The organism is Leeia speluncae, assembly GCF_020564625.1.
In the GTDB taxonomy this organism is placed as follows: Bacteria; Pseudomonadota; Gammaproteobacteria; order Burkholderiales; family Leeiaceae; genus Leeia; species Leeia speluncae.
The window spans coordinates 61,633-82,168 of record NZ_JAJBZT010000009.1; the positions used below are offsets into that span (position 1 = coordinate 61,633).

Annotated in this window: 21 protein-coding genes; 3 read left to right on the forward strand and 18 right to left on the reverse strand. The window is 44.6% G+C overall.

Features of this window, described 5'->3' with window-relative positions; translation table 11 throughout:
* Positions 1–146: 146 nt before the first annotated feature.
* From ftsB to LIN78_RS14730, 17 genes are all read right to left on the reverse strand, one after another.
* On the reverse strand, positions 147–482 hold the full coding sequence (ftsB, locus tag LIN78_RS14650; RefSeq protein WP_227181602.1) for a cell division protein FtsB: 336 nt from the start codon (positions 480–482) through the stop codon (positions 147–149).
* Positions 483–595: 113 nt separating this feature from the next.
* Positions 596–1,879: a phosphopyruvate hydratase gene (eno, locus tag LIN78_RS14655; protein WP_227181603.1), complete on the reverse strand. Its 1,284-nt coding sequence runs from the start codon at positions 1,877–1,879 to the stop codon at positions 596–598.
* Positions 1,880–1,974: 95 nt separating this feature from the next.
* Complete coding sequence (locus tag LIN78_RS14660; RefSeq protein ID WP_227181604.1) at positions 1,975–2,451, reverse strand: GNAT family N-acetyltransferase; 477 nt, start codon at positions 2,449–2,451, stop codon at positions 1,975–1,977.
* Between the two features lie 2 nt (positions 2,452–2,453).
* Positions 2,454–3,293: a 3-deoxy-8-phosphooctulonate synthase gene (kdsA, locus tag LIN78_RS14665; RefSeq protein WP_227181605.1), complete on the reverse strand. Its 840-nt coding sequence runs from the start codon at positions 3,291–3,293 to the stop codon at positions 2,454–2,456.
* A gap of 5 nt (positions 3,294–3,298) precedes the next feature.
* The gene (gene pyrG / locus LIN78_RS14670) at positions 3,299–4,936 is read right to left on the reverse strand and encodes a CTP synthase (RefSeq protein ID WP_227181606.1); all 1,638 of its coding nucleotides are present in this window, start codon (positions 4,934–4,936) and stop codon (positions 3,299–3,301) included.
* A gap of 121 nt (positions 4,937–5,057) precedes the next feature.
* Entirely contained in the window at positions 5,058–5,816 is a 759-nt protein-coding gene (locus LIN78_RS14675; RefSeq protein ID WP_227181607.1) for an ABC transporter permease, read from the reverse strand.
* A 27-nt stretch (positions 5,817–5,843) separates the two neighbouring features.
* Positions 5,844–7,319, reverse strand: a complete 1,476-nt coding sequence (locus LIN78_RS14680) for a GGDEF domain-containing protein (RefSeq protein ID WP_227181608.1) — start codon at positions 7,317–7,319, stop codon at positions 5,844–5,846.
* Entirely contained in the window at positions 7,316–8,227 is a 912-nt protein-coding gene (locus LIN78_RS14685) for an ATP-binding cassette domain-containing protein (protein ID WP_227181609.1), read from the reverse strand. Before LIN78_RS14685 ends, LIN78_RS14680 begins: the two co-directional genes overlap by 4 nt.
* Positions 8,215–8,838 carry an alpha/beta hydrolase gene (locus LIN78_RS14690; RefSeq protein ID WP_227181610.1) on the reverse strand — a complete coding sequence of 208 codons (624 nt, stop codon included), beginning with the start codon at positions 8,836–8,838 and terminating at the stop codon, positions 8,215–8,217. Before LIN78_RS14690 ends, LIN78_RS14685 begins: the two co-directional genes overlap by 13 nt.
* A 107-nt stretch (positions 8,839–8,945) precedes the next feature.
* Positions 8,946–9,263, reverse strand: coding sequence for a (2Fe-2S) ferredoxin domain-containing protein (locus LIN78_RS14695; protein ID WP_227181611.1), 318 nt, complete (start codon positions 9,261–9,263; stop codon positions 8,946–8,948).
* Between the two features lie 2 nt (positions 9,264–9,265).
* Positions 9,266–9,772, reverse strand: coding sequence for a disulfide bond formation protein B (locus LIN78_RS14700; protein ID WP_227181612.1), 507 nt, complete (start codon positions 9,770–9,772; stop codon positions 9,266–9,268).
* Positions 9,773–9,820: 48 nt separating this feature from the next.
* Complete coding sequence (locus LIN78_RS14705; protein ID WP_227181613.1) at positions 9,821–10,150, reverse strand: LiaF transmembrane domain-containing protein; 330 nt, start codon at positions 10,148–10,150, stop codon at positions 9,821–9,823.
* Positions 10,151–10,169: 19 nt separating this feature from the next.
* On the reverse strand, positions 10,170–10,598 hold the full coding sequence (locus tag LIN78_RS14710; RefSeq protein ID WP_227181614.1) for a YdbL family probable chaperone protein: 429 nt from the start codon (positions 10,596–10,598) through the stop codon (positions 10,170–10,172).
* Positions 10,599–10,654: 56 nt separating this feature from the next.
* The gene (locus LIN78_RS14715; RefSeq protein ID WP_227181615.1) at positions 10,655–10,846 is read right to left on the reverse strand and encodes a hypothetical protein; all 192 of its coding nucleotides are present in this window, start codon (positions 10,844–10,846) and stop codon (positions 10,655–10,657) included.
* Positions 10,847–10,894: 48 nt separating this feature from the next.
* A complete protein-coding gene (locus LIN78_RS14720) occupies positions 10,895–12,895 on the reverse strand; it encodes a translocation/assembly module TamB domain-containing protein (RefSeq protein WP_227181616.1) in 2,001 nt (666 codons plus the stop codon).
* A 15-nt stretch (positions 12,896–12,910) separates the two neighbouring features.
* Positions 12,911–13,813, reverse strand: a complete 903-nt coding sequence (cysM, locus tag LIN78_RS14725) for a cysteine synthase CysM (RefSeq protein ID WP_227181617.1) — start codon at positions 13,811–13,813, stop codon at positions 12,911–12,913.
* Positions 13,814–13,981: 168 nt separating this feature from the next.
* Positions 13,982–14,446, reverse strand: coding sequence for a ComEA family DNA-binding protein (locus LIN78_RS14730; RefSeq protein ID WP_227181618.1), 465 nt, complete (start codon positions 14,444–14,446; stop codon positions 13,982–13,984).
* Positions 14,447–14,648: 202 nt separating this feature from the next.
* Between LIN78_RS14730 and mfd the strand changes: the two genes are divergently transcribed.
* The 3 genes from mfd to LIN78_RS14745 are packed head-to-tail and all read left to right on the forward strand — an operon-like array spanning position 14,649 to position 19,551.
* Positions 14,649–18,074 carry a transcription-repair coupling factor gene (gene mfd / locus LIN78_RS14735; protein WP_227181663.1) on the forward strand — a complete coding sequence of 1,142 codons (3,426 nt, stop codon included), beginning with the start codon at positions 14,649–14,651 and terminating at the stop codon, positions 18,072–18,074.
* Between the two features lie 2 nt (positions 18,075–18,076).
* Positions 18,077–18,922: a phosphoserine phosphatase SerB gene (gene serB, locus LIN78_RS14740; RefSeq protein ID WP_227181619.1), complete on the forward strand. Its 846-nt coding sequence runs from the start codon at positions 18,077–18,079 to the stop codon at positions 18,920–18,922.
* A 17-nt stretch (positions 18,923–18,939) separates the two neighbouring features.
* Positions 18,940–19,551 carry a pyridoxamine 5'-phosphate oxidase family protein gene (locus LIN78_RS14745; protein ID WP_227181620.1) on the forward strand — a complete coding sequence of 204 codons (612 nt, stop codon included), beginning with the start codon at positions 18,940–18,942 and terminating at the stop codon, positions 19,549–19,551.
* Positions 19,552–19,590: 39 nt separating this feature from the next.
* On the opposite strand, the gene LIN78_RS14750 is transcribed toward LIN78_RS14745, so the two are convergent.
* Complete coding sequence (locus LIN78_RS14750; RefSeq protein ID WP_227181621.1) at positions 19,591–20,499, reverse strand: choline sulfate utilization transcriptional regulator; 909 nt, start codon at positions 20,497–20,499, stop codon at positions 19,591–19,593.
* Positions 20,500–20,536 lie beyond the last annotated feature (37 nt).

Consider the following 20,536-nt stretch of genomic DNA (forward strand, 5'->3'; position numbering starts at 1 on the left):
CTCAACAGATTAATAATAGACCAATCAGGAGGTAAATATTGGAGAGATGCAAAAATCTTTGCGTAAGAATGGCTCAGATGCATTGAATAAACTAGCCAACCCTTAAATTCACTTACTTTGGGCAAGCCACTTAAAACAATTACCTGTTAATCTTCAGACTTCACCACATTGGAAGTAGCTTGGGCGGGAGCTGGCGTTGTATTTTGGGTATTCAAAATTTGGATAAACAATTCATCTTGTTTAATCATGCCCAGTTCATGACGGGCACGCTCTTCAATCGCATCAAAACCCTGTTTCAAATCCATTACTTCGGCTTCTAAAGCATCATTTCGATGCTTTAACCCTTCGTTCACTTTTTCAGCTTGTTCTAGCTGGGTCTCATGTTGCCATACCTTAAACCACCCTCCTTTACCCAACCACAAAGGGTACTGAAGAGCAACAATAAGTGCAGCTAAAGAAAGACTAAGTAAACGCAGGAACACGACTAGAATCCAAAATTTTTTATAAATCTAGCATAAATAATGTAAAAGCAGAACTGCCATCTAGCAGTTCTGCTTTTAGATTCATTTCATTTCACGAAGAAATGGGATAAATATTAGCTGATATGATAGAACGCATCACGACCAGCGTAGCGAGCCATATCGCCCAACTCTTCTTCAATACGTAGTAGTTGGTTGTATTTCGCCATACGGTCAGAACGAGACAGTGAACCTGTTTTGATCTGCATACAATTGGTAGCAACCGCCAAATCAGCAATCGTACTATCTTCTGTCTCGCCTGAACGATGAGAAGATACAGAGGTGTAGTTTGAGCGCTTAGCCAAATCAATTGCTTGCAAGGTTTCAGTCATAGAACCAATTTGGTTAACCTTGATCAAGATAGAGTTAGCAATACCTGCCTCAATACCTTGTTTCAAAATTTTAGGGTTAGTAACGAAAACATCGTCACCTACCAATTGAACGCTATCGCCCAAACGGTCTGTCAATGCTCTCCAACCATCCCAGTCGTGCTCAGACATGCCGTCTTCGATACTGATAATTGGGTATTTGTCAGCCAAAGAAGCCAAGTAATCGACCATTTGCTCGGTGGTCAATTTCAGACCGTTACCGCTCATGTCATACATGCCATCTTTGTAGAACTCAGATGCAGCACAATCTAGCGCCAGTACTACATCTTCACCAGCGACATATCCAGCATTTGAAATAGCTGTCAGAATCAATTCGATCGCAGCTTCATGGCTTTCGATATTTGGTGCAAAACCACCTTCATCACCCACTGCAGTTGACATGTCTTTATCTGCAATTAGCTTTTTCAGTGCATGGAAAACTTCCGCACCGCAACGCAATGCTTCACGGAATGTAGGACGACCAACAGGCACAATCATGAACTCTTGGAAGTCGATGTTGTTGTTAGCGTGCGCGCCGCCGTTAATCACGTTCATCATCGGCACTGGCAATGTCATTGGACCTGCACCACCTAGATAACGATAAAGTGGCAAGCCAGCTTCTTCAGCCGCTGCACGGGCAACGGCCATAGAAACAGCCAAGATCGCATTCGCACCCAGACGGCTCTTCGTTTCTGTACCATCTAGTTCAATCATTGTGCGATCGATAAAAGCTTGTTCTGAAGCATCTAAGCCAATAATAGCTTCACAGATCTCGGTGTTGATATTTTCAACAGCCTTCAAAACACCTTTACCTAGATAACGGCTTTTGTCACCATCGCGCAATTCAAGCGCTTCTTTTTCACCAGTAGATGCGCCGCTAGGAACCGCAGCGCGCCCCATCACACCGGACTCTAGCAATACATCAGCTTCAACAGTCGGATTACCGCGAGAATCTAAAATTTCGCGGGCAATAACATCAACGATAGAACTCATGCGTGATATTTCCTTGTAGATTTTGAGTTAACAACTTTAAGGGGGATAGAAAATCAAAGGGACTTGTTAAGCCAAGTCCCTATTTAATCTGATTTTTACGGTAAAATTTTCTCAAAGCAGATGCTTCTTGGCTCATTTACATATTCACCAAATGAAGGAATGCGTGAGTAACCCGCTCGCTCATACAAAGCCACCGCTTCTGGTTGACGATTTGCGGTTTCCAACACAATTCGATGATAGCTAAATTTTCTTGCAGCTTTTTCTAACTCAGAAAGCAAACGACTAGCTACACCCATGCGTCGAAAAGCTGATCGTACATACATACGCTTGATTTCAACCGTATCGGCTTCAATTGGCTTTAAGGCACCACAGCCAGCCAACACGCCATCGCATGTTGCTAAATACAGCGCGTTGCCAGGTTTGTCTACATCCGCCAGACGAAACGGACTAATTTGGTAGTCACCATAACGCCCAACTAATTCAGCTTCCATTTCGCCAATTAGCATAATGGCAGCAGCATGCTTACTCGTTGTACGAGTAACGACCAATTCTAAATTTTTCACTTCAGACATCTTTACACCTCACTTTCCAGCCAGGTCGAAGATTTAACTGCGCGATCAATTTGTTGTAGCACTTCGAGCAGTGCTTTCATTTTCCCTAATGGCCAAGCATTTGGTCCATCTGACAATGCTTTTGCAGGATCAGGGTGGGTTTCCATAAATAAACCAGAAATGCCAGCAGCAACGGCAGCACGCGCTAAAACAGGTACATGCTCACGCTGACCGCCAGAGCTAGTTCCTTGCCCACCAGGCAATTGAACAGAATGCGTCGCATCAAACACGACAGGACACCCTGTTTCACGCATGACAGACAAACTACGCATATCAGATACTAGATTGTTGTAGCCAAATGATGCGCCACGTTCACAAACCATGATGTTATCTAAGCCACCATTCGCTTGCTTCGCCTTGTCTACAACGTGCTTCATGTCCCATGGCGCAAGGAACTGTCCTTTTTTAATATTAACAGGCTTACCAGAACATGCTACCGCTTTAATAAAGTCAGTTTGGCGGCAAAGAAATGCAGGCGTCTGCAAGACATCTACCACCGCGGCAACGGGATTCACCTGTTCAATATCATGAACATCGGTGATGACTGGAACGCCCACTTTTGCGCGTACATTTTCTAAGATTTTTAGGCCTTCATCCATACCACAACCGCGGAATGAAGCGCCTGAACTACGATTTGCCTTGTCGAAAGACGACTTGAATATAAATGGGATATTCAAGCTTTCAGCAATTTCTTTCAGTTGACCAGCAACATCAATTGAAAACTGCTCACCCTCGATTACACAAGGGCCTGCAATAAGAAAGAAAGGTTGGTTCAGGCCGACTTCAAAACCACATAGTTGCATATAAATTAACCTTTGTTTGATTCGCTGTATGCAACAGCTGCCTCAATGTATGACTTAAACAATGGGTGTCCGACACGCGGAGTAGAAGTGAACTCTGGGTGGAACTGCACACCAACAAACCATGGATGGTCTGCAAGCTCAATGACTTCACAAAGCGCTTCGTGCCCTGCCGAACGACCAGAGACAATTAATCCGGCCTCTTCTAGTCTAGGAAGATAATGGTTATTTACTTCATAACGATGACGATGACGCTCTACATAACGTTCACCACCATATACCTTGCTAATCAATGAGTCTGGCTTCATCACAAACTCTTGACCGCCTAGACGCATTGTTCCGCCAAGATTTGAGTTTTCATCACGTGTTTCAATTTTACCATCGTGATTAACCCATTCATCAATCAGCGCAACCACTGGATATGGCGTTTCTAGATTGAATTCGGTAGAAGATGCACCTTCCCAGCCGGCAACATGACGCGCAAACTCGATCAACGCAAGCTGCATACCGTAGCAAATGCCAAGGTAAGGGATTTTGTTTTCGCGAGCAAATTGAACAGCTTTAATCTTGCCTTCCACGCCACGCTTACCAAAACCACCTGGTACTAAGATGGCATCTTTACCTTTTAGGCAAGCCGCACCGTCACGCTCGATCTCTTCAGAATCAACGTACTCGATATTGATCTTTGTGCGGGTATGAATCCCAGCATGAACAAGCGCTTCGGTCAATGACTTGTAAGAATCCGCCAAGTCAACATACTTACCAACCATTGCCAAGTTAACTTCATGCTCTGGGTTTGCTTTAGCAAACACCAGTTTTTCCCACATAGACAAATCAGCTGGACGTGGGGTTAGGTTCAACTTACGGCAAACGATTTCATCCAAACCTTGCTGGTTAAGCACACTTGGAATTTTGTAGATTGAATCAACATCGTAACAAGAAATCACTGCGTTTTCTGACAAGTTACAGAAAAGGCCAATCTTACGACGTTCATCATCAGGCAACGGACGATCCATACGGCAAATCAACACGTCTGGTTGAATACCGATTTCACGCAACTCTTTTACAGAGTGCTGAGTTGGTTTGGTTTTAATTTCACCCGCAGCAGCAAGATATGGCACATAAGACAAGTGCACATAGCATGTGTTTTCACGGCCAAGCTGAACACCCATTTGGCGAATGGCTTCAAGGAATGGAAGGGATTCAATATCACCCACTGTTCCGCCGATTTCTACAATAGCCACTTCAGCCTCACTAGCACCTAAGCCAATGAAATGCTTAATTTCGTCTGTAATATGAGGAATAACTTGCACTGTGCCGCCAAGATAGTCGCCGCGGCGCTCTTTCTTGATTACTGACTCGTAAATTTGGCCAGTGGTGAAGTTATTCGCTTTTTTCATCTTGTTAGTGATGAAACGCTCATAATGCCCCAAGTCCAAGTCGGTTTCTGCACCGTCTTCCGTCACGAAAACTTCACCGTGTTGGAATGGACTCATGGTACCTGGGTCAACGTTAATATAAGGATCCAGTTTCAGCATGGTGACTTTGATACCACGTGACTCCAGAATCGCTGCAAGAGAAGCGGCTGCGATGCCTTTACCAAGAGAAGACACTACACCGCCGGTGACAAATACGAATTTGGTCATGGGAGAAAAACTGACAGGATTTGAATGGGTTATTTTACCGCAAACTCGGGTTCCGGTAAAACGACAACTTCATTTTTTCACAATTATTCAAAGGTGACGTCACTAGTTCGTTGTAGAGAGACTACCGAAGCAACCTTCTACGCGCTAGAAATCGAGAAACATTAAACCCTACCAATGCATAGAAAACAAGTACTGCGATATTTTGCAGAGGATGTACTGATTCCCCAGTTAGCAAAACAGGACGCAGCAATTCAATTGCATGCGTTAACGGAAGCAACTGACTGAATATCTGCAACCAATCAGGTAACTGAGAAACAGGATAAAACACACCAGAAACAAACAGCATTGGCCCAATGACCAGCGTGAAGTAGTACATGAAGAAATCATAGCTTGGAGATACACAGGTCACGATTAGACCGATACCAGCAAAGCACAACCCAATAAGGAAAACAACAGGCACAGCAAATAAGGCATGCTCAACGCTAGTGATCCCCCATACGACCATTACAAAAAGGATTGCTAAACCTGAAAGAAAACTTTTACTCGCAGCCCATAGCCACTCGCCCATCAGTACTTCATCAATCGAGACAGGCGCGTGCAGAATTGCCTCCCATGTTCGCTGAACGTGCAATCTTGAAAATGCCGAATACAATGCTTCGAAGGTTGCGGAGTTCATGGTGCTTTGGCAGACAATCCCTGCGGCCAAAAAGTGCAGATATGGGAATCCGCCAACGGAAGGAAGCATTGAACCTAGGCCATAACCAAGGCCAACCAAATACAACATGGGTTCAATGATATTACCTAGAACAGAAGGGATGGCTAGCTTCTTCCAAACTCCAAAATTACGAAGCCAAACAGCCAGCGCGCGTTTAGTCAGCAAAACTTACGTCCCTTCTTAATAATCTAATCACTTACCTTGCCCCATCTTGGCCGTCTGAAATAACTTCAAATCAGAACGAGATTCTTTTGAAGTCGTTACATGAGACTCGACGCACTGCATCATTTTGCTTGCTGTGACGCCGTCATCAGGATAAACCGCCATCCCAAAGGTGAAACACAACTCAATGCTTGTTTTTCCATTTACCCGAAATGGTAGAGATAACTCTGACAACCATCGTTGTATGAGTCCTCTGGCTAATTCAGCACTACCGATGTCTTGCAAAACAAAAGCGAACTCATCGCCACCTAATCTCGCAATTAATGTATTGATCGGCAAAATAGATTGCAACCGCTTGGCGACCTGGCTAAGTAATTCATCCGCCAACTCAGGACCATGCTCGGCATTCACCACCCCAAAGTGATCAATATCAATCATTCCCAATAGCAGTAATTGCTTTGGCTTGGCACTTTCAGCATGCTCAATTAATTGTTCAAGCTGGTTAGAAAAAAGTGCTCGGTTGGGTAAGCCTGTTAAAGAATCAAAATAACTAAATTGACGAATCAGCTCTTCACTTTGCACCAACTGCTTTTCAAGGTGGTGGTGCCGCTTTGTATAATCAACAAGCTGATTTTTTAGACTGTTAATTTTTAGCTCACGTTTTTCTAAACGTTGGTTAAGTATCAACTCGGTACTTTGCTGAAACTCTACCTGTCCTTGATATTCAAATATCAGTTGATCTTTCGCCATTAACTCTTCATCAAACATGACTTTTAATTGTGCTGTAATCGCGATTCGCCAAGCCAGCCCCATTAAGGCAAGCAGTAACACAATCCAATCATGAGACGGATAAAAGCTGCCAATCATCACACCCGCTAATGCGCTGATTTGGAGAAAGATAAAGACAGCGCTTCCGATGAAGAAAAATAGTATTTCCGCAAAAAATAGACGGCCTAACTTCAGCGCCATCCAAGAGATAAATCCTAACCCACCTGCACTCATTAGCAAGATGAGAAAAAGGGACACGGTTGATTTTAGAAATAAGGCTGGAATCCAGACAAGCACAGACAAAAACGTCATTGTTAGCGTAAGGCGAGCAAGACCCGGTTGTTGCGCAGGCAAATCTAATAAGCGCCGCGCATACAAAAACAGTGCGCCGGTCAAAATGGAAGTCAAAAAGGTGTAGGCACCAATTCCTTCGGCAGGTGTCGGCATACTTAAGCGCAGCAATGACCAAAGCGCGGCGACAACAATTACAATTATAAAATCGATATGACTTTTAGAACGTATTAAGACAATCTCTGCCAGCGCAGAAAAAATTAACACGCCTGCGGCAATCAACAAACCAAACGCATCAGGGTGCAAACTTACATTACCAGGCGAAATAGTAGATGCGCCTACTGGCGATACGAAAAACAGACTTCCTGCACCAGCCAATAGCTTCAGTGTAAAGCGGAGCGCTTTACTTAACACAGCAGCAATTGATGGAAGCCGTTGGGAAATCAATCTCTTAGCTCTCGGCCAGTCAGTTTAATAAAGACATCTTCTAAATTTGCTTGGCGAACAATAGAGCGTAAATTTGGGTAACCAGCTAATTTATCAAGTACGTGCTGCGCCTCTTGAACATAACAAAAGAGGGTCTCGCCTGCTTTTTCTACTCGTGCAATGGTATGCAGTTGGCTTTGTTGTTGCCATGCCAGTAGATCATCGCCAAAAACCTCTACCACAACCGGCTCAATATGCTTTGCAATTAAGTCCCTTGGCGAATCTTCTACAACAAGCTTTCCATGATCCATCACCGCAAGCCGACTGCAAAGCCTTTCTGCCTCATCCATAAAGTGTGTTGTGAGTATTAGCGTTTTACCTTGCACCACCAATTGACGCAGTCGCTCCCAAATAAGATGGCGAGCCTGAGGATCCAACCCTGTTGTAGGTTCATCTAAAAAAATCACTTCAGGATCATTTACCAGTGCTCTAGCAAGGGTTAAACGGCGACGCATACCGCCAGATAATTCACGTATCTGGCTTTTTTCTTTACCTTCCAATCCTGCAAAAGCAAGCAGCGAAGGAATTTTTGGCCTTACTTCTGCGGCTGACAATCCAAAATATCGACCAAAAACAACCAAATTTTCGCCAACAGAAAAATCAGGATCCAGATTATCGAACTGAGGAACAACCCCAACCCGCACACGTGCTAACGGACCACTTTGAGGTACGGCATGTCCTAGTAATTCAATTTCTCCACCATCAGGCCGAATTAAACCAAGACAAAGTTTAAGCGTGGTCGTTTTACCGGCCCCGTTTGGGCCAAGTAAGCCAAAGCAAATTCCTTTGGGAATAGAAAGATCTAGGTGATCAACAACTTGTTGATCACCATATTTTTTACAGAGTTGCTTTACACTTAAGACGGCCATTTAAGATTAACCCAGTCAGTCAACTGTCCTAGATGACCATGGAAGAAATGTGAGACACCAGGCAGAACCACCACCGGCAATTTTTGTGGTCTTGCCCAATCCAATACATGTTGGAGAGGAATCACTTCGTCTTCTTCTCCATGCACAATGAGTGTTTCTGCCGGCACGCTTGGTACATCAAATTTTTTCACGGCGGGACCAGCCAACAGCATCCCAAATGTTTCACCAGCAGCAGTAAGCCGGGCACCTAATGATGCCTGCACAAAAGTGCCAAATGAAAAACCAGATAAAATCAACGGCAAATTGCCATAACTTTGGCGTGCATACGCTAACACAGCAGCCATATCATCTGTTTCACCAATACCAGCATCAAATTCACCCGCACTATTACCCACGCCACGTAAGTTTGGGCAGTACACAGCATAACCTTTTCTAGCAAATGCTTTGGCGATAGTCTGAACCACCTTATTTGTATTGGTGCCACCTTGCGTCGGATTTGGATGCGCCACTAATGCAATCCCTTTCACCGCTTGGAGTGGTGACGTCATCAAAATCGTTTCTAATTGCCCAACAGGGCCATCAATCATCAGATTGAATGTATCCACTTTCATTTGAAATTTTCCAGCTTGATGAATCGAATAGAACTTCGATTAGTACATGATAAACGTATATTGAAAGATCATGAAGTAATTTGATTTACCTCATGATCTATTAGAGGTCAGCGTTTTAGACGTTCAACAATTTGATTATTTTTCAGATGCGATTCAATAATTTCATCGACATCTTCTTTGTCTACATAGGTGTACCAGACATTTTCTGGGTAGATGACAATAACGGGACCATCATCGCAACGCCCCAAACAGCCTGCATTATTAATTCTTACTTTGCCTTCGCCTGCTAATCCAAGCGCTTTCACTTTATCTTTTGCGTAGTTGCGAACGTCTGTCGCCCCAAAATTATTGCAGCAGCCCTCTCCTTCTGCCCGTTGATTACAGCAGAAGAACACATGCTTTTCGAAAAAACTCTTTTCTGTCATTACTAACGCTTTCTAGGCAGCACTAAAGCCAACACGCTGAGTGCCACGAAAAATAAGAAGGTCCAACCAGGGATAGTCAACCCAAGGAACATCCAGGATTTATCCGCACATTCCCCAGAACCATGGAGTACCTGCAATATAGCAGATCCAAAAGGCATTGTTTCTAGCATATAAGAAAGCCCAGGACCGCATTGTGGCACTTGCTCTGGTGGCAAATACTGAATCCACACATGCCTTGCAGAAATAGCCGCGCCGACAAGACCAATGAGCGCAATGATGACACCGTAAACGGTTGCGCCGCGTTTACCGGGGTGATGAATACCTGCAATAAAAAAGATAACCCCCATGAAAACAATCACTACCCGCTGCAACATACATAAGGGGCATGGTTCTTGAAATTTGTAATATTGCAAATAAAGTGCATATGCCATTAATGCTGCACAGACACCGGCAGCAAGTAAATTGACCCACCGTCTTGCAGGTAGAAACGAGAGAAGTTTATCGATCATAATGACTTTATATTTACCAAATAGATAATAGTGCAAATGCGTTGTTGATTAACTAGCGGTGTGTTTTGTGGGCGGAGGAATAGCGCCAGAGCGATTTATCAGCAGCACGATTCCGAAACCAATTAGCCAAACGGGCATCAATATACCCAAACGGATATCAGAAACAGCTCGCCACCCCATTAGTACAGAGGCCAAGATAAAACCAGCCCCACTTGGGAAACTAAGCTGGTGGACACCTTCATCTAATAAAATAGACACACCAATCACACCAAGTAACGCAGGCCAGAATACAGCATAAGCACTAACCCACTCCAACTCGGACAAAAGCCATACAGCACCTGCGACTAACAGCATAATTGGTGTAAAAAAGCGCCTCATATTAGACCTTTGCTAGTACTTATTTTTGAGACCAGCTGCCATTTGTTTGCTGAACCCACCAACCCGCTTGGGCACGCTGCCCCCAACGTTGGGCAAACGTTTGGCGAATATCTTGCTCCCATTCCGGGTGATTATTTGCTCGTGCAATTTCACGGTACAACGCAGAGCGATCTTGGTTTTCATCTGATACCAATCTGTTAACTTCTTGGCGCTTTGGCAGAGGGACGAGGTTGGCATCACGAAGGACTACATTGCCATCTTTGCCAAAACCTACTGCACCAGAAGAATAATATTCGGCAAGTTTTGCCGTTCTTGCTTTCATGCTTTGGGTGAGAGATTGAACAGCTGGGGTGTTCACATCTAAATCAGCAGCAGCATAGGCTGGCATAACGATCCCAATTGCCGAGGCAACAGCAATAGCGGAGAAGAACGTTTTCATTGTTTTCATGAAGAATTCCCTTTTCTTGTGCGTGCTCTTACTTTTTCACAAGTTAGTTTGAAGTATTAGTTAGAAGCCGGTTTTTCAATATTTGTTTTAGCAATTGGCTTCACTTGCAATACTTCATCAATAATTTTATCAGCAGCTTTTTCTGCTGCGGCTGCTGGGAAGTAAATATTGATGGTCACGCACCCGGCAAGACTCATCGCAAGTAGGCCACCTACCAACATCGGTTTTAATACATTTGATTGCAACATTATTTGTGTCACTTTCTTTCTATCGTTACGATCAATCTCGCGGAAGACCTATTGCATGACAGGTTTTCCACCTTCAGTTATCCGCTTAATACGAGCAAGTAATTCAGACCAGTGAACGGACTGGTTAAATCCAATCACATTGATGGCAGGTACCCCGCCACCGACCACTAGATAATATCCATTCGGTGCATCCGCAATACCAGTCATATGGCATACATTATTCACAAGTTTGCATGACCAACCAAGTTTTGAATATCCAAAGCTATCAAAAAAACGTAAAAAGCTTCGTTGTAATGCCCCAGAGAAACCAGCACCGCCCAGCTCTCCAATATTTTCAACCGCCTTCTGGCTAATTCGTTTCCGATAGTCGCCCGGACTATTTTGCACCTTGGCATCGAAACCCGTCACTTGCCAATCGACAAGTGTTAAATCATCTACCGTGACATCTAATTTTCCTTCGATCGCGCCGAAAGAAAAGGTCTTGGTTAATTTGCCCAGATCAAGATTTTGCATTTCAAGATCGGCAGTAAACCTTGGCGCACGCCCAAATGGTTCTGTTAATTTAAGATTTCTTAAGAATGAGACCCCATCAAACAAATCCAGTTCAATTGGGCCATAAGCTTTTAGCTCTATTGGATCAAAGACTATTCGAGGCAGACTAGCAGACAGCTCGCCTTCAATGGTTGGCCAGCCAAGGGCAGCGGACATTTTAGGCATCGAGACCTGCTTTATTTCACCGGCAACACCTCCAGACCATCCATTTTGCTCTTTTTTGAGTTTTAATCCTGAGAGCGAAAAATGCCCTCCCATTAACGGAATATCTAACGTTGGAATTTCTAGTTGATCGCCCTTTAGCTTAATAGCAATGGATGTATCATCCACAGGCAGCCCCAAAACCTTTCCACCATTTAAACGCAAATTAGCCGTTGAAGCCCCATTGGCCCGCCAGGGAATCACCCCGTTTAGATCATAAATTGCAATTCGCCCATTTTTATCTTCGGCAAACAGTTGATGTACCGATAAATCAATTGCCTTCAGTTTTTTATCCGAAAAATCAACACTTAAATCAACCTTACCCTGAACCTCTAAATCAGACAGCAAACCACCATCTGTTAACAGTGGTTTTAAGATGGTTTGGTAACTAGAGGCTAGCGACAAAGACTTCGTTTTTAAACTTAAAGCATCTAACTGGCTATCTACAAACGTCATGCCAAGTGCCGCAGCACCAAGTCCAGGCCACGTTAATGAGCCTTGACTGAGTTGAATTCGTTTATTGGTTTTATCCCAAAGTACATCGCCATTAAAAGAGATGGCCTTGTCAGGCGAGGTCTTTGCATAATATGGCGCAAAATAAAGCTCCCCTTGCGACCAATTCATATTCACGTTGCCTTGCCAGCCACTATTTGAAAGCTTGCCGATGATTTGACTGTTGATCGAGACCTCTTGAGCGGCTTTATTTCCAGACTCATCTCCAAACGCTAATTTGGATACGGTTATGTTGGCATGGGTTTGACCATCGGCTAATTGCCAAGAGATTTTCCCAGACAAATCCCCCGACGAGAGTTGAAGTTGAGAAGCGGCAACAAATGGCTGCAGGACACTCACAGGAAGATTTTGAAGCTGCGCGGTAATGTTCGGCTGTTTTTTATTGGGAGAATATTGCAAACTAAGTTTGCCATTACCGGTTGTCGCTGCGACATCGATCACACCAGAGACATCGTAAGTAATCGCAAATTTTAATGACTGCCACGCGGCAGGTAATGATTTAGAGGCAATGGAACCGTCTTTACAGCTAACCTGTCTGGTTTTAAGGGTCAGCGCTGCGCATTGAATGCTTACTTCTGGAAAACGCTCACCGGAAACGACTACGTTTTTGACAGACAGTTGTGCAGCTTTTCCATTCCCCCCCCAGAAAAGACGTGCAGGTCCTGAGGAAATCCCTGGGTATTGAATAGCGCCTAACTGGATAAGCATCCCTTGCTCTGCAAAGGCACTACTCGTCATGAGTAGTAGTCCTAGCGCTAGCCATTGAACAAGGGACTTGATCATATCTTGCTTACTATATTAGGCGGGAAAAATGCCCGTTGATAGGTAACGATCCCCACGATCACATGCAATAGAGACCACCACCGCATTCTCTTGCCCTTTTGCAATTTGCAATGCTGCATACAATGCACCACCGGAAGACACGCCAACAAAGACGCCTTCGACTTTGGCTAGTTGTCTTGTCGTCTCTTCCGCTGCTTCTTGGCTAACATACTCTAATTTATTGACTCGGCTTGCATCATAGATAGAAGGCAAATATTCTTCAGGCCATTTACGAATCCCCGGAATTTGCGCGCCTTCTTCCGGTTGAACGCCAATAATCTGCACCGATGGATTTTGTTCTAGTAAATACTTTGAAGTGCCCATGATGGTACCCGTTGTTCCCATACTACTAACAAAATGGGTTATCGAACCCTCTGTATCTCGCCAAATTTCTGGGCCGGTGCCTTCGTAATGGGCAAGCGGATTATCAGGGTTTGAAAATTGGTCTAGGATTTTCCCTTTGCCTTCTTGTTGCATTTGAAGCGCTAAATCTCTTGCGCCTTCCATGCCAATTTCTTTCGGCGTAAGGATAATCTCGGCACCATAGGCGGCCATCGATTGGCGACGCTCAATGCTGAGGTGCTCCGGCATGATTAAAATCATTTTAAGGCCCATCATGGCGGATGCCATGGCAAGGGCAATCCCTGTGTTGCCGCTTGTGGCCTCAATCAACGTATCACCAGGCTGGATGTCGCCTCTCGCTGCGGCACGCTTAATCATAGAAAGTGCTGGTCGATCTTTTACCGATCCAGCTGGGTTATTGCCTTCTAGTTTAACCAAGACTTTCGTTGAAGCGGGCACCCCAAATAGCGAAGGAAGTCTAACGAGTTCGACTAGGGGGGTGTTGCCAACCGTATTCGAAAGTGTTTTGAATGTCATCTAAGTCGCCTAGCGTGCAATAAAAATAATAATCGTTAAATTGTAAAGGAAAACACGGGGTTCAGAATAGAAAAGACTAAGAATCCTTGTATTAGGTTCCATTTCTTTAAATGAAGACGTAAAAAAACCGCCGGGGAAGGCGGTTTCTGATCGTAAGCAATAAGCAGCTTACTGTTTTTTCTCTTCTGGCTTTTTCTTCGCATCTTTTGGAGCGTCTTTTGATGCATCTTTTTTCATTGCTTTATCAGCTTTTGGCGCAGGCTTAGATGCTGGTTTTTCAGCTTTTTTTGGGTCTTTCATTGGTTCTGGTTTCTTGCCATCTTTAGCAGCGTCCGGTTTTGCTGGCTTAGCATCTGGCTTGCCAGCTGGTGGCATGGTGGCGCCAGAAGTGCTGATTTCACCCTTGATGCTATTAAAGGTTGCCTCACCAATTCCTTTTACATCTTTTAATGCTTCAATCGATTTGAAAGGACCATTTTTGGTGCGGTGCTCAAGAATAGCCTTCGCTTTTGCTGGACCAATGCCTTTTAACGTTTCTAATTGTGCTTCTGTCGCCGTATTGATGTTCACTGCCGCCATCGCACAAACCATGCTAAAACAAGCAAAAATAGTAGCAAATAATTTACGTAACATAATAATCAATCCTTCTGATTGAATGAATAATTGGGATGTCTCGAGTGTAAGGAAGCGACATTCGGATCGCAAGCCGCTTTCGGTGAAATATTGTCAAATCTTTGATAACACAATTAGTAAACGAATTGACACGCAAAGAGATGACTTAGCAGCGTATAATATCCCGCTTGATCAAGTTTGCTTTCCATCGCACCGGTAAATGATGACAAAAAAAGCAGTTCTTTCATTACAAAGCCCTTTTACAACTGCCACCAAAGTGGGGAATCGCCTTAGATGGCCACCACTATATGGCGCATCTGATGCTTTAGCCATTGCAGACATAAGTAAAACGGGCGCGCCAATCGCCGTATTATGTGCGTCGGCCCAAAATGCACAGCGCTTGAAGGAAGAACTGGTATTTTTTGCGCCAGACTTAAAAATAAGTGTATTGCCGGATTGGGAAACACTACCTTACGATCACTTCTCCCCTCATCAGGATTTGATTTCTGAGCGTCTAGCAACGCTGTATCGCTTACAAAACAAAGATTTTGATGTCGCCATTGTTCCGGTAAGTACCGCGCTTTATCGTCTAGCCCCGCCATCTTATCTGGCGGCGTATACCTTTATGCTGAGTAAAGGGCAACGCTTAGATTTAGAGAAACTACGTGAGCAATTTACCCTTGCCGGCTACACACATGTCACACAGGTTTATTCTCCGGGTGAGTTTAGCATTCGAGGCAGCTTGATTGATCTATTCCCGATGGGGGCGGTATTACCGTTTAGGCTAGATCTGTTTGACAATGATCTGGAAACGATTCGTACTTTTGATGTAGATAGCCAAAGAACGCTCTATCCGGTTCCCGAAATTCGTATGCTGCCTGCGCGCGAGTTTCCAACAGATGCAACTGGGGTTTCAACCTTTAGACGCAACTTCCGAGAGCAGTTTGAAGGGGACCCAACGAAGTCTCGTCTGTATAAAGACATTAGCAATAACTTAACGCCTGCAGGGATTGAATACTATCTACCGCTATTCTTTGATGAAACAGCGACTCTGTTTGATTATTTGCCAGAAGAAACCTTGTTGGTGTTACATCATCAATTAGATGATGCGATTCAGGGCTTTTGGAAAGATACAAATTCCCGTTTTAAATTGTTATCAGGCGACAAAGACTTTCCACTCCTTGCACCAAATAAACTCTTTTTAAGTGCGGAACAATTCTTTGCCCATACTCAGCATTACCGAATGCTCAGTATCCCAGATGCAAAACTTGAAAATGAAATTACGGTTTCCTCGGCAACACCCGATGTATTAGTCGATCGAAAAGCCGAAAACCCATTGTTTCGCCTCGAGACATTGGTCAATAGCAGCCAAAAGCGCATTTTAATTGTTGCTGAGTCACTAGGTAGACGAGAAACCTTATTCAATTTTCTAAAAGAATATGGCCTTCAACCAGAAATTGCCGATGATTTTGCTTCTTTCTTGGGTAGCAAAGCGCATTTCTCTATTGTTGCCGGCACGCCGCAGCAAGGTTTTAGCTGTGATGGATTCCATCTAATCACCGAGGCAGAACTCTACGCCAATGTAAACCGAGCCCAGCAAAAAAGACAAAACAAGAAAACTAACACTGAAAACTTGTTACGCGATCTTTCTGAATTAAAAGAAGGTGATCCGGTTGTACATGAGCAGCATGGTGTTGGTCGTTATCTTGGTTTGGTCACAATGGATCTTGGTGAGGGTGCGACGGAGTTTTTGCACTTAAGCTATGCGGATGACGCCAAGCTTTATATCCCCGTTTCTCAACTACATGTGATTTCTCGTTTTGCAGGCGTATCTGCAGATGCGGCCCCGCTACATAAGCTAGGCTCTGGCCAATGGGAAAAGGCGAAGAAAAAAGCAGCGGAGCAAGTACGAGATACCGCTGCTGAACTACTGAATTTATACGCTAGACGTGCTGCTCGCCAAGGCTACGCCTTTGGCCTAAACGAGCACGACTACGCTGCGTTTGCTGATGGTTTTGGTTTTGAGGAAACACCAGACCAAGCCGCTGCCATTGCAGCCGTCATTAAAGACATGACCTCTGGCAAACCAATGGATCGCTTGGTGTGTGGCGATGTTGGTTTTGGTAAAACAGAAGTCGCTTTACGGGCCGCCTTTGTGGCCGTTGCCGACGGCAAACAAGTAGCCGTTCTCGTCCCGACGACCCTACTAGCAGAACAACACTATCAAACTTTCTGCGATCGCTTTGCAGATTTGCCAATTAAGGTAGTAGAACTTTCGCGGTTCAGGACGGCAAAAGAGCAAGCTCAGGCGATGAAAATGCTTGAAGAAGGTTCTGCCGATATTGTGATCGGTACGCACCGCCTTGTTCAGAGCGATATTAAATTCTCACGTCTTGGTCTAGTGATTATTGATGAAGAGCATCGCTTCGGTGTCCGCCAAAAAGAACAGCTCAAAGCCCTGCGTGCAGAAGTAGACGTGTTAACACTCACCGCCACACCAATTCCTCGCACCTTAGGGATGGCGTTGGAAGGGTTGCGTGATTTCTCGGTTATTGCCACCGCTCCACAACGCCGATTGGCTATTAAAACATTTGTGGCAAATGAATCGGACGGCATTATCCGAGAAGCCGTACTGCGTGAATTAAAACGTGGTGGACAGGTGTTCTATCTTTATAACGAGGTAGATACCATTGAAAATATGCGCGAAAGGTTAGAAAAGTTACTCCCTGAAGCGCGCATTGGTATTGGCCATGGACAAATGCGTGAGCGTGATCTTGAGCAGGTCATGCGAGACTTCTACCAACAGCGTTTTAACTTATTCCTTTGTACAACGATTATTGAAACAGGGATTGACGTTCCTAACGCCAACACCATTATTATTCATCGCGCAGATAAGTTTGGCTTAGCCCAGCTTCATCAATTGCGTGGACGTGTCGGTCGAAGCCACCACCAAGCCTACGCTTACTTACTCACCCCAGAGAAAACGACCACGGCAGCAATCAAACGATTAGAAGCGATCCAGATGATGGAAGAGCTTGGCTCTGGCTTCTATTTAGCAATGCATGATTTGGAAATTCGTGGTGCAGGTGAAGTATTAGGCGATGGGCAAAGCGGCCAAGTTCAAGAGATTGGTTTCAATCTTTATGCAGAGATGCTGAACCAAGCGGTAAAAGCATTGAAGAAAGGCATTGAACCTGATTTCTCTCAACCATTAGAAGTGGTTTCAGAGATTAATCTTCACGTACCGGCGCTACTACCAAATGACTATTGCCCATCCGTTCACGAACGGTTGGTCATGTATAAACGGTTGGCAAACTGTGATTCCTTCGAGCAGCTAGATGAATTACACCAAGAGTTAATCGACCGTTTCGGCTTATTACCGGATCCTGCACAAGCGTTATTAGAATCCCACCGTATCCGTCTAATGGCAAAGCCATTGGGTATCGTGAAGCTTGATGCAACCGATATCGGCATCAGTATCCAATTTAAGCCAAATCCGCCAATCGATCCGATGAAGATTATTACGCTGATACAGACGAAGCGTCACTACAAGCTAGCAGGGCCGGAAAAGCTGAAAGTTGAAAGCAAGCTACCTGAAATAGGTATTCGCATTGCCAGAATTAAAGAACTACTGAAAGAACTGAGTTAACAATGAATCTAATTTTACAATCGACACAAGCCATTGACCTCCCCATTTTACAACAAGTGGCAAAAGCAGCTTGTGCGACAGGCGTAGAGCAGCCGTCAGAATTTGCGTACCGTTTTACAGGTGTCGATAAGTATCAGAAACCTGCTGTTGATGAAATTTGTGCACAACTGCCAATCGACTATGTTTTTGCACCAGCCATGTCATTAGACGAGTTTGGCTTGGTTGCGATGGATATGGACTCGACCCTGATTACTATTGAATGTATTGATGAAATTGCAGATATGAATGGCTTGAAAGAGCAAGTATCTGCCATTACAGAGCGTTCAATGGCAGGGGAATTAGATTTTTCTTCTAGCCTTCGGGAACGTGTTGCCCTATTGGCCGGTCTAGATGAGTCTGTATTAGCCACCATCTACGAAGAGCGTCTTCAGTTGCAGCCAGGCGCGAGAGAAATGTTAGCTGCGGTGCACGAGCAAGGAATCAAAACCCTACTGATTTCTGGTGGATTTACCTACTTTACCCGTCGCTTACAAGCTGAACTTGGCTTAACCTGGACAATTGCCAACGAATTAGAAATTATTGATGGCAAGTTAACCGGCAACGTCTTGGGCGATATTATTGATGCGAATGCAAAAGCACACCACCTAATGCGCTTAGCGGATGATCTTGGCTTAAACAAAGAACAAACAATCGCTTTTGGTGATGGAGCAAATGATAAAGCGATGTTCGAAGCAGCAGGTTTCTCTGTTGCGTTTAGAGGCAAAAAAGTGTTAAAAGCGGTAGCATCTGCTGCATTTGACCATGTAGGCCTAGATGGTATTTTGAATATTTTTCCGGCAAGTAAATAAGTTAGGCGATAAAAGGGATGGTAAACCCATTTTTTGACAATTTGGATGAAACGCTCGTCCATGCATGGCGATTAATCGAACAAGGTGTAAATGACCCTCGTGTGGGAGCGCATTTACCCGTAATTGCTACTGTTGATGAAATGGGTTTTCCACAAGTACGAACCGTTGTATTGCGCGCGGCTAGATCGGCTACCCGTGAAGTCATTTTTTATACGGATATCCGTAGTCAGAAAATTAAAGACTTACAGCACCAGCAGCATCTTGTGATGCAATTTTATGATCACGCTCAGAAAATTCAGGTGCAATTAAAAGGGATTGCGACGATTCATCAGCAAGATGCAATCGCGGATCAATATTGGCAAAAAGCCAAACCTCACTCAAAAAGAGCCTACTTGGTGACTCCTGGACCAGGCGAAAAACTACTTCGCCCGGGTAATGGACTAGCGAGAGATTTGTCCTACAGGGCACCAACCGACACTGAAAGTTTGCCGGGCAAAAAGCATTTTGCCGTTATCACCATCAAAGTATCTGAATTGCATTGGCTTTACTTGGCGCCATTTAATCAGCGTCGAGCGAAATTTTGCTGGTTAGAAAATCAAAGTCTCACTGCCGAATGGTTGGTTCCATAGGCCAGACCAAACTCAGCGTTAATCATTATGGGAGATAGTCTATCTCCCCACTCCACAAGCACCACGAATCCAATCTCGAAATAGCTTAATGTAACCCGCTAAGCGTGTATCTTCTCGTAACACTATGAAATAGCCCCTTTCAGTTTCTAAGGGCTCATCATATGCACGCACCAACTGTCCATGCTGAAGCAAATCTTGTACTAGCGGTACCCAACCTAGGGCAACCCCCTGCCCTGCCATTGCGCCTTGAATCACTAATGGGTAGTTATTAAAGGTAACATCGTGCCCCTGATGATGGATTGGCCAATGATGAGATGAATACCAATCGTCCCATCCAAGCCAACGAACGGGGTTAGGCCTTTCTAAGTGGATGAGAGGGATATCTGCCCAAGCGGCCATTTGGTCTAAGCCTTTAGTCTCTTTAAATACTTGCGTACAGACGGGAATGACTTGCTCAGGGAGTAGTTTTTCAGCGACACACCCTGGCCAGTTCCCCTCTCCAAATGCGATGGCGACATCCACCATCCCATCTCGAATATCAATGGCCTGTTGAGAAGTGACAATCCGAACATCTAAATCGGGAATAAAATCTCTTAATGCACCCAACCTTGGCATCAACCAATAGGCGGCAAAACCAAAGTCGGTTGCCACCGTTAATACCGGTTTCTTTTGCCTCGCTAATATATCTTCAGTGACATTCGCAATAATCCCCAACCCTTCTTGTACCGCTTGCATCAGGCGTGCGCCATCTGGCGTTAACACAACGCCACGATGCTGGCGCTTAAATAACGGCACGCCAAGGCGAGACTCCAATTGCTGGATTCTCGCGCTAATAGCCGGCTGAGTCGTGCCAAGCTCTTGTGCGGCCGTTGTAAAGTTTAAGTGCCGAGCGGCTGACTCAAAATATTGCAGCGCTTGTAAGCCGGGTATTTCTTGCAAGTTTGCCATCAGATTTTCTTATGTCTTCATATTAAAAGCCCATGTT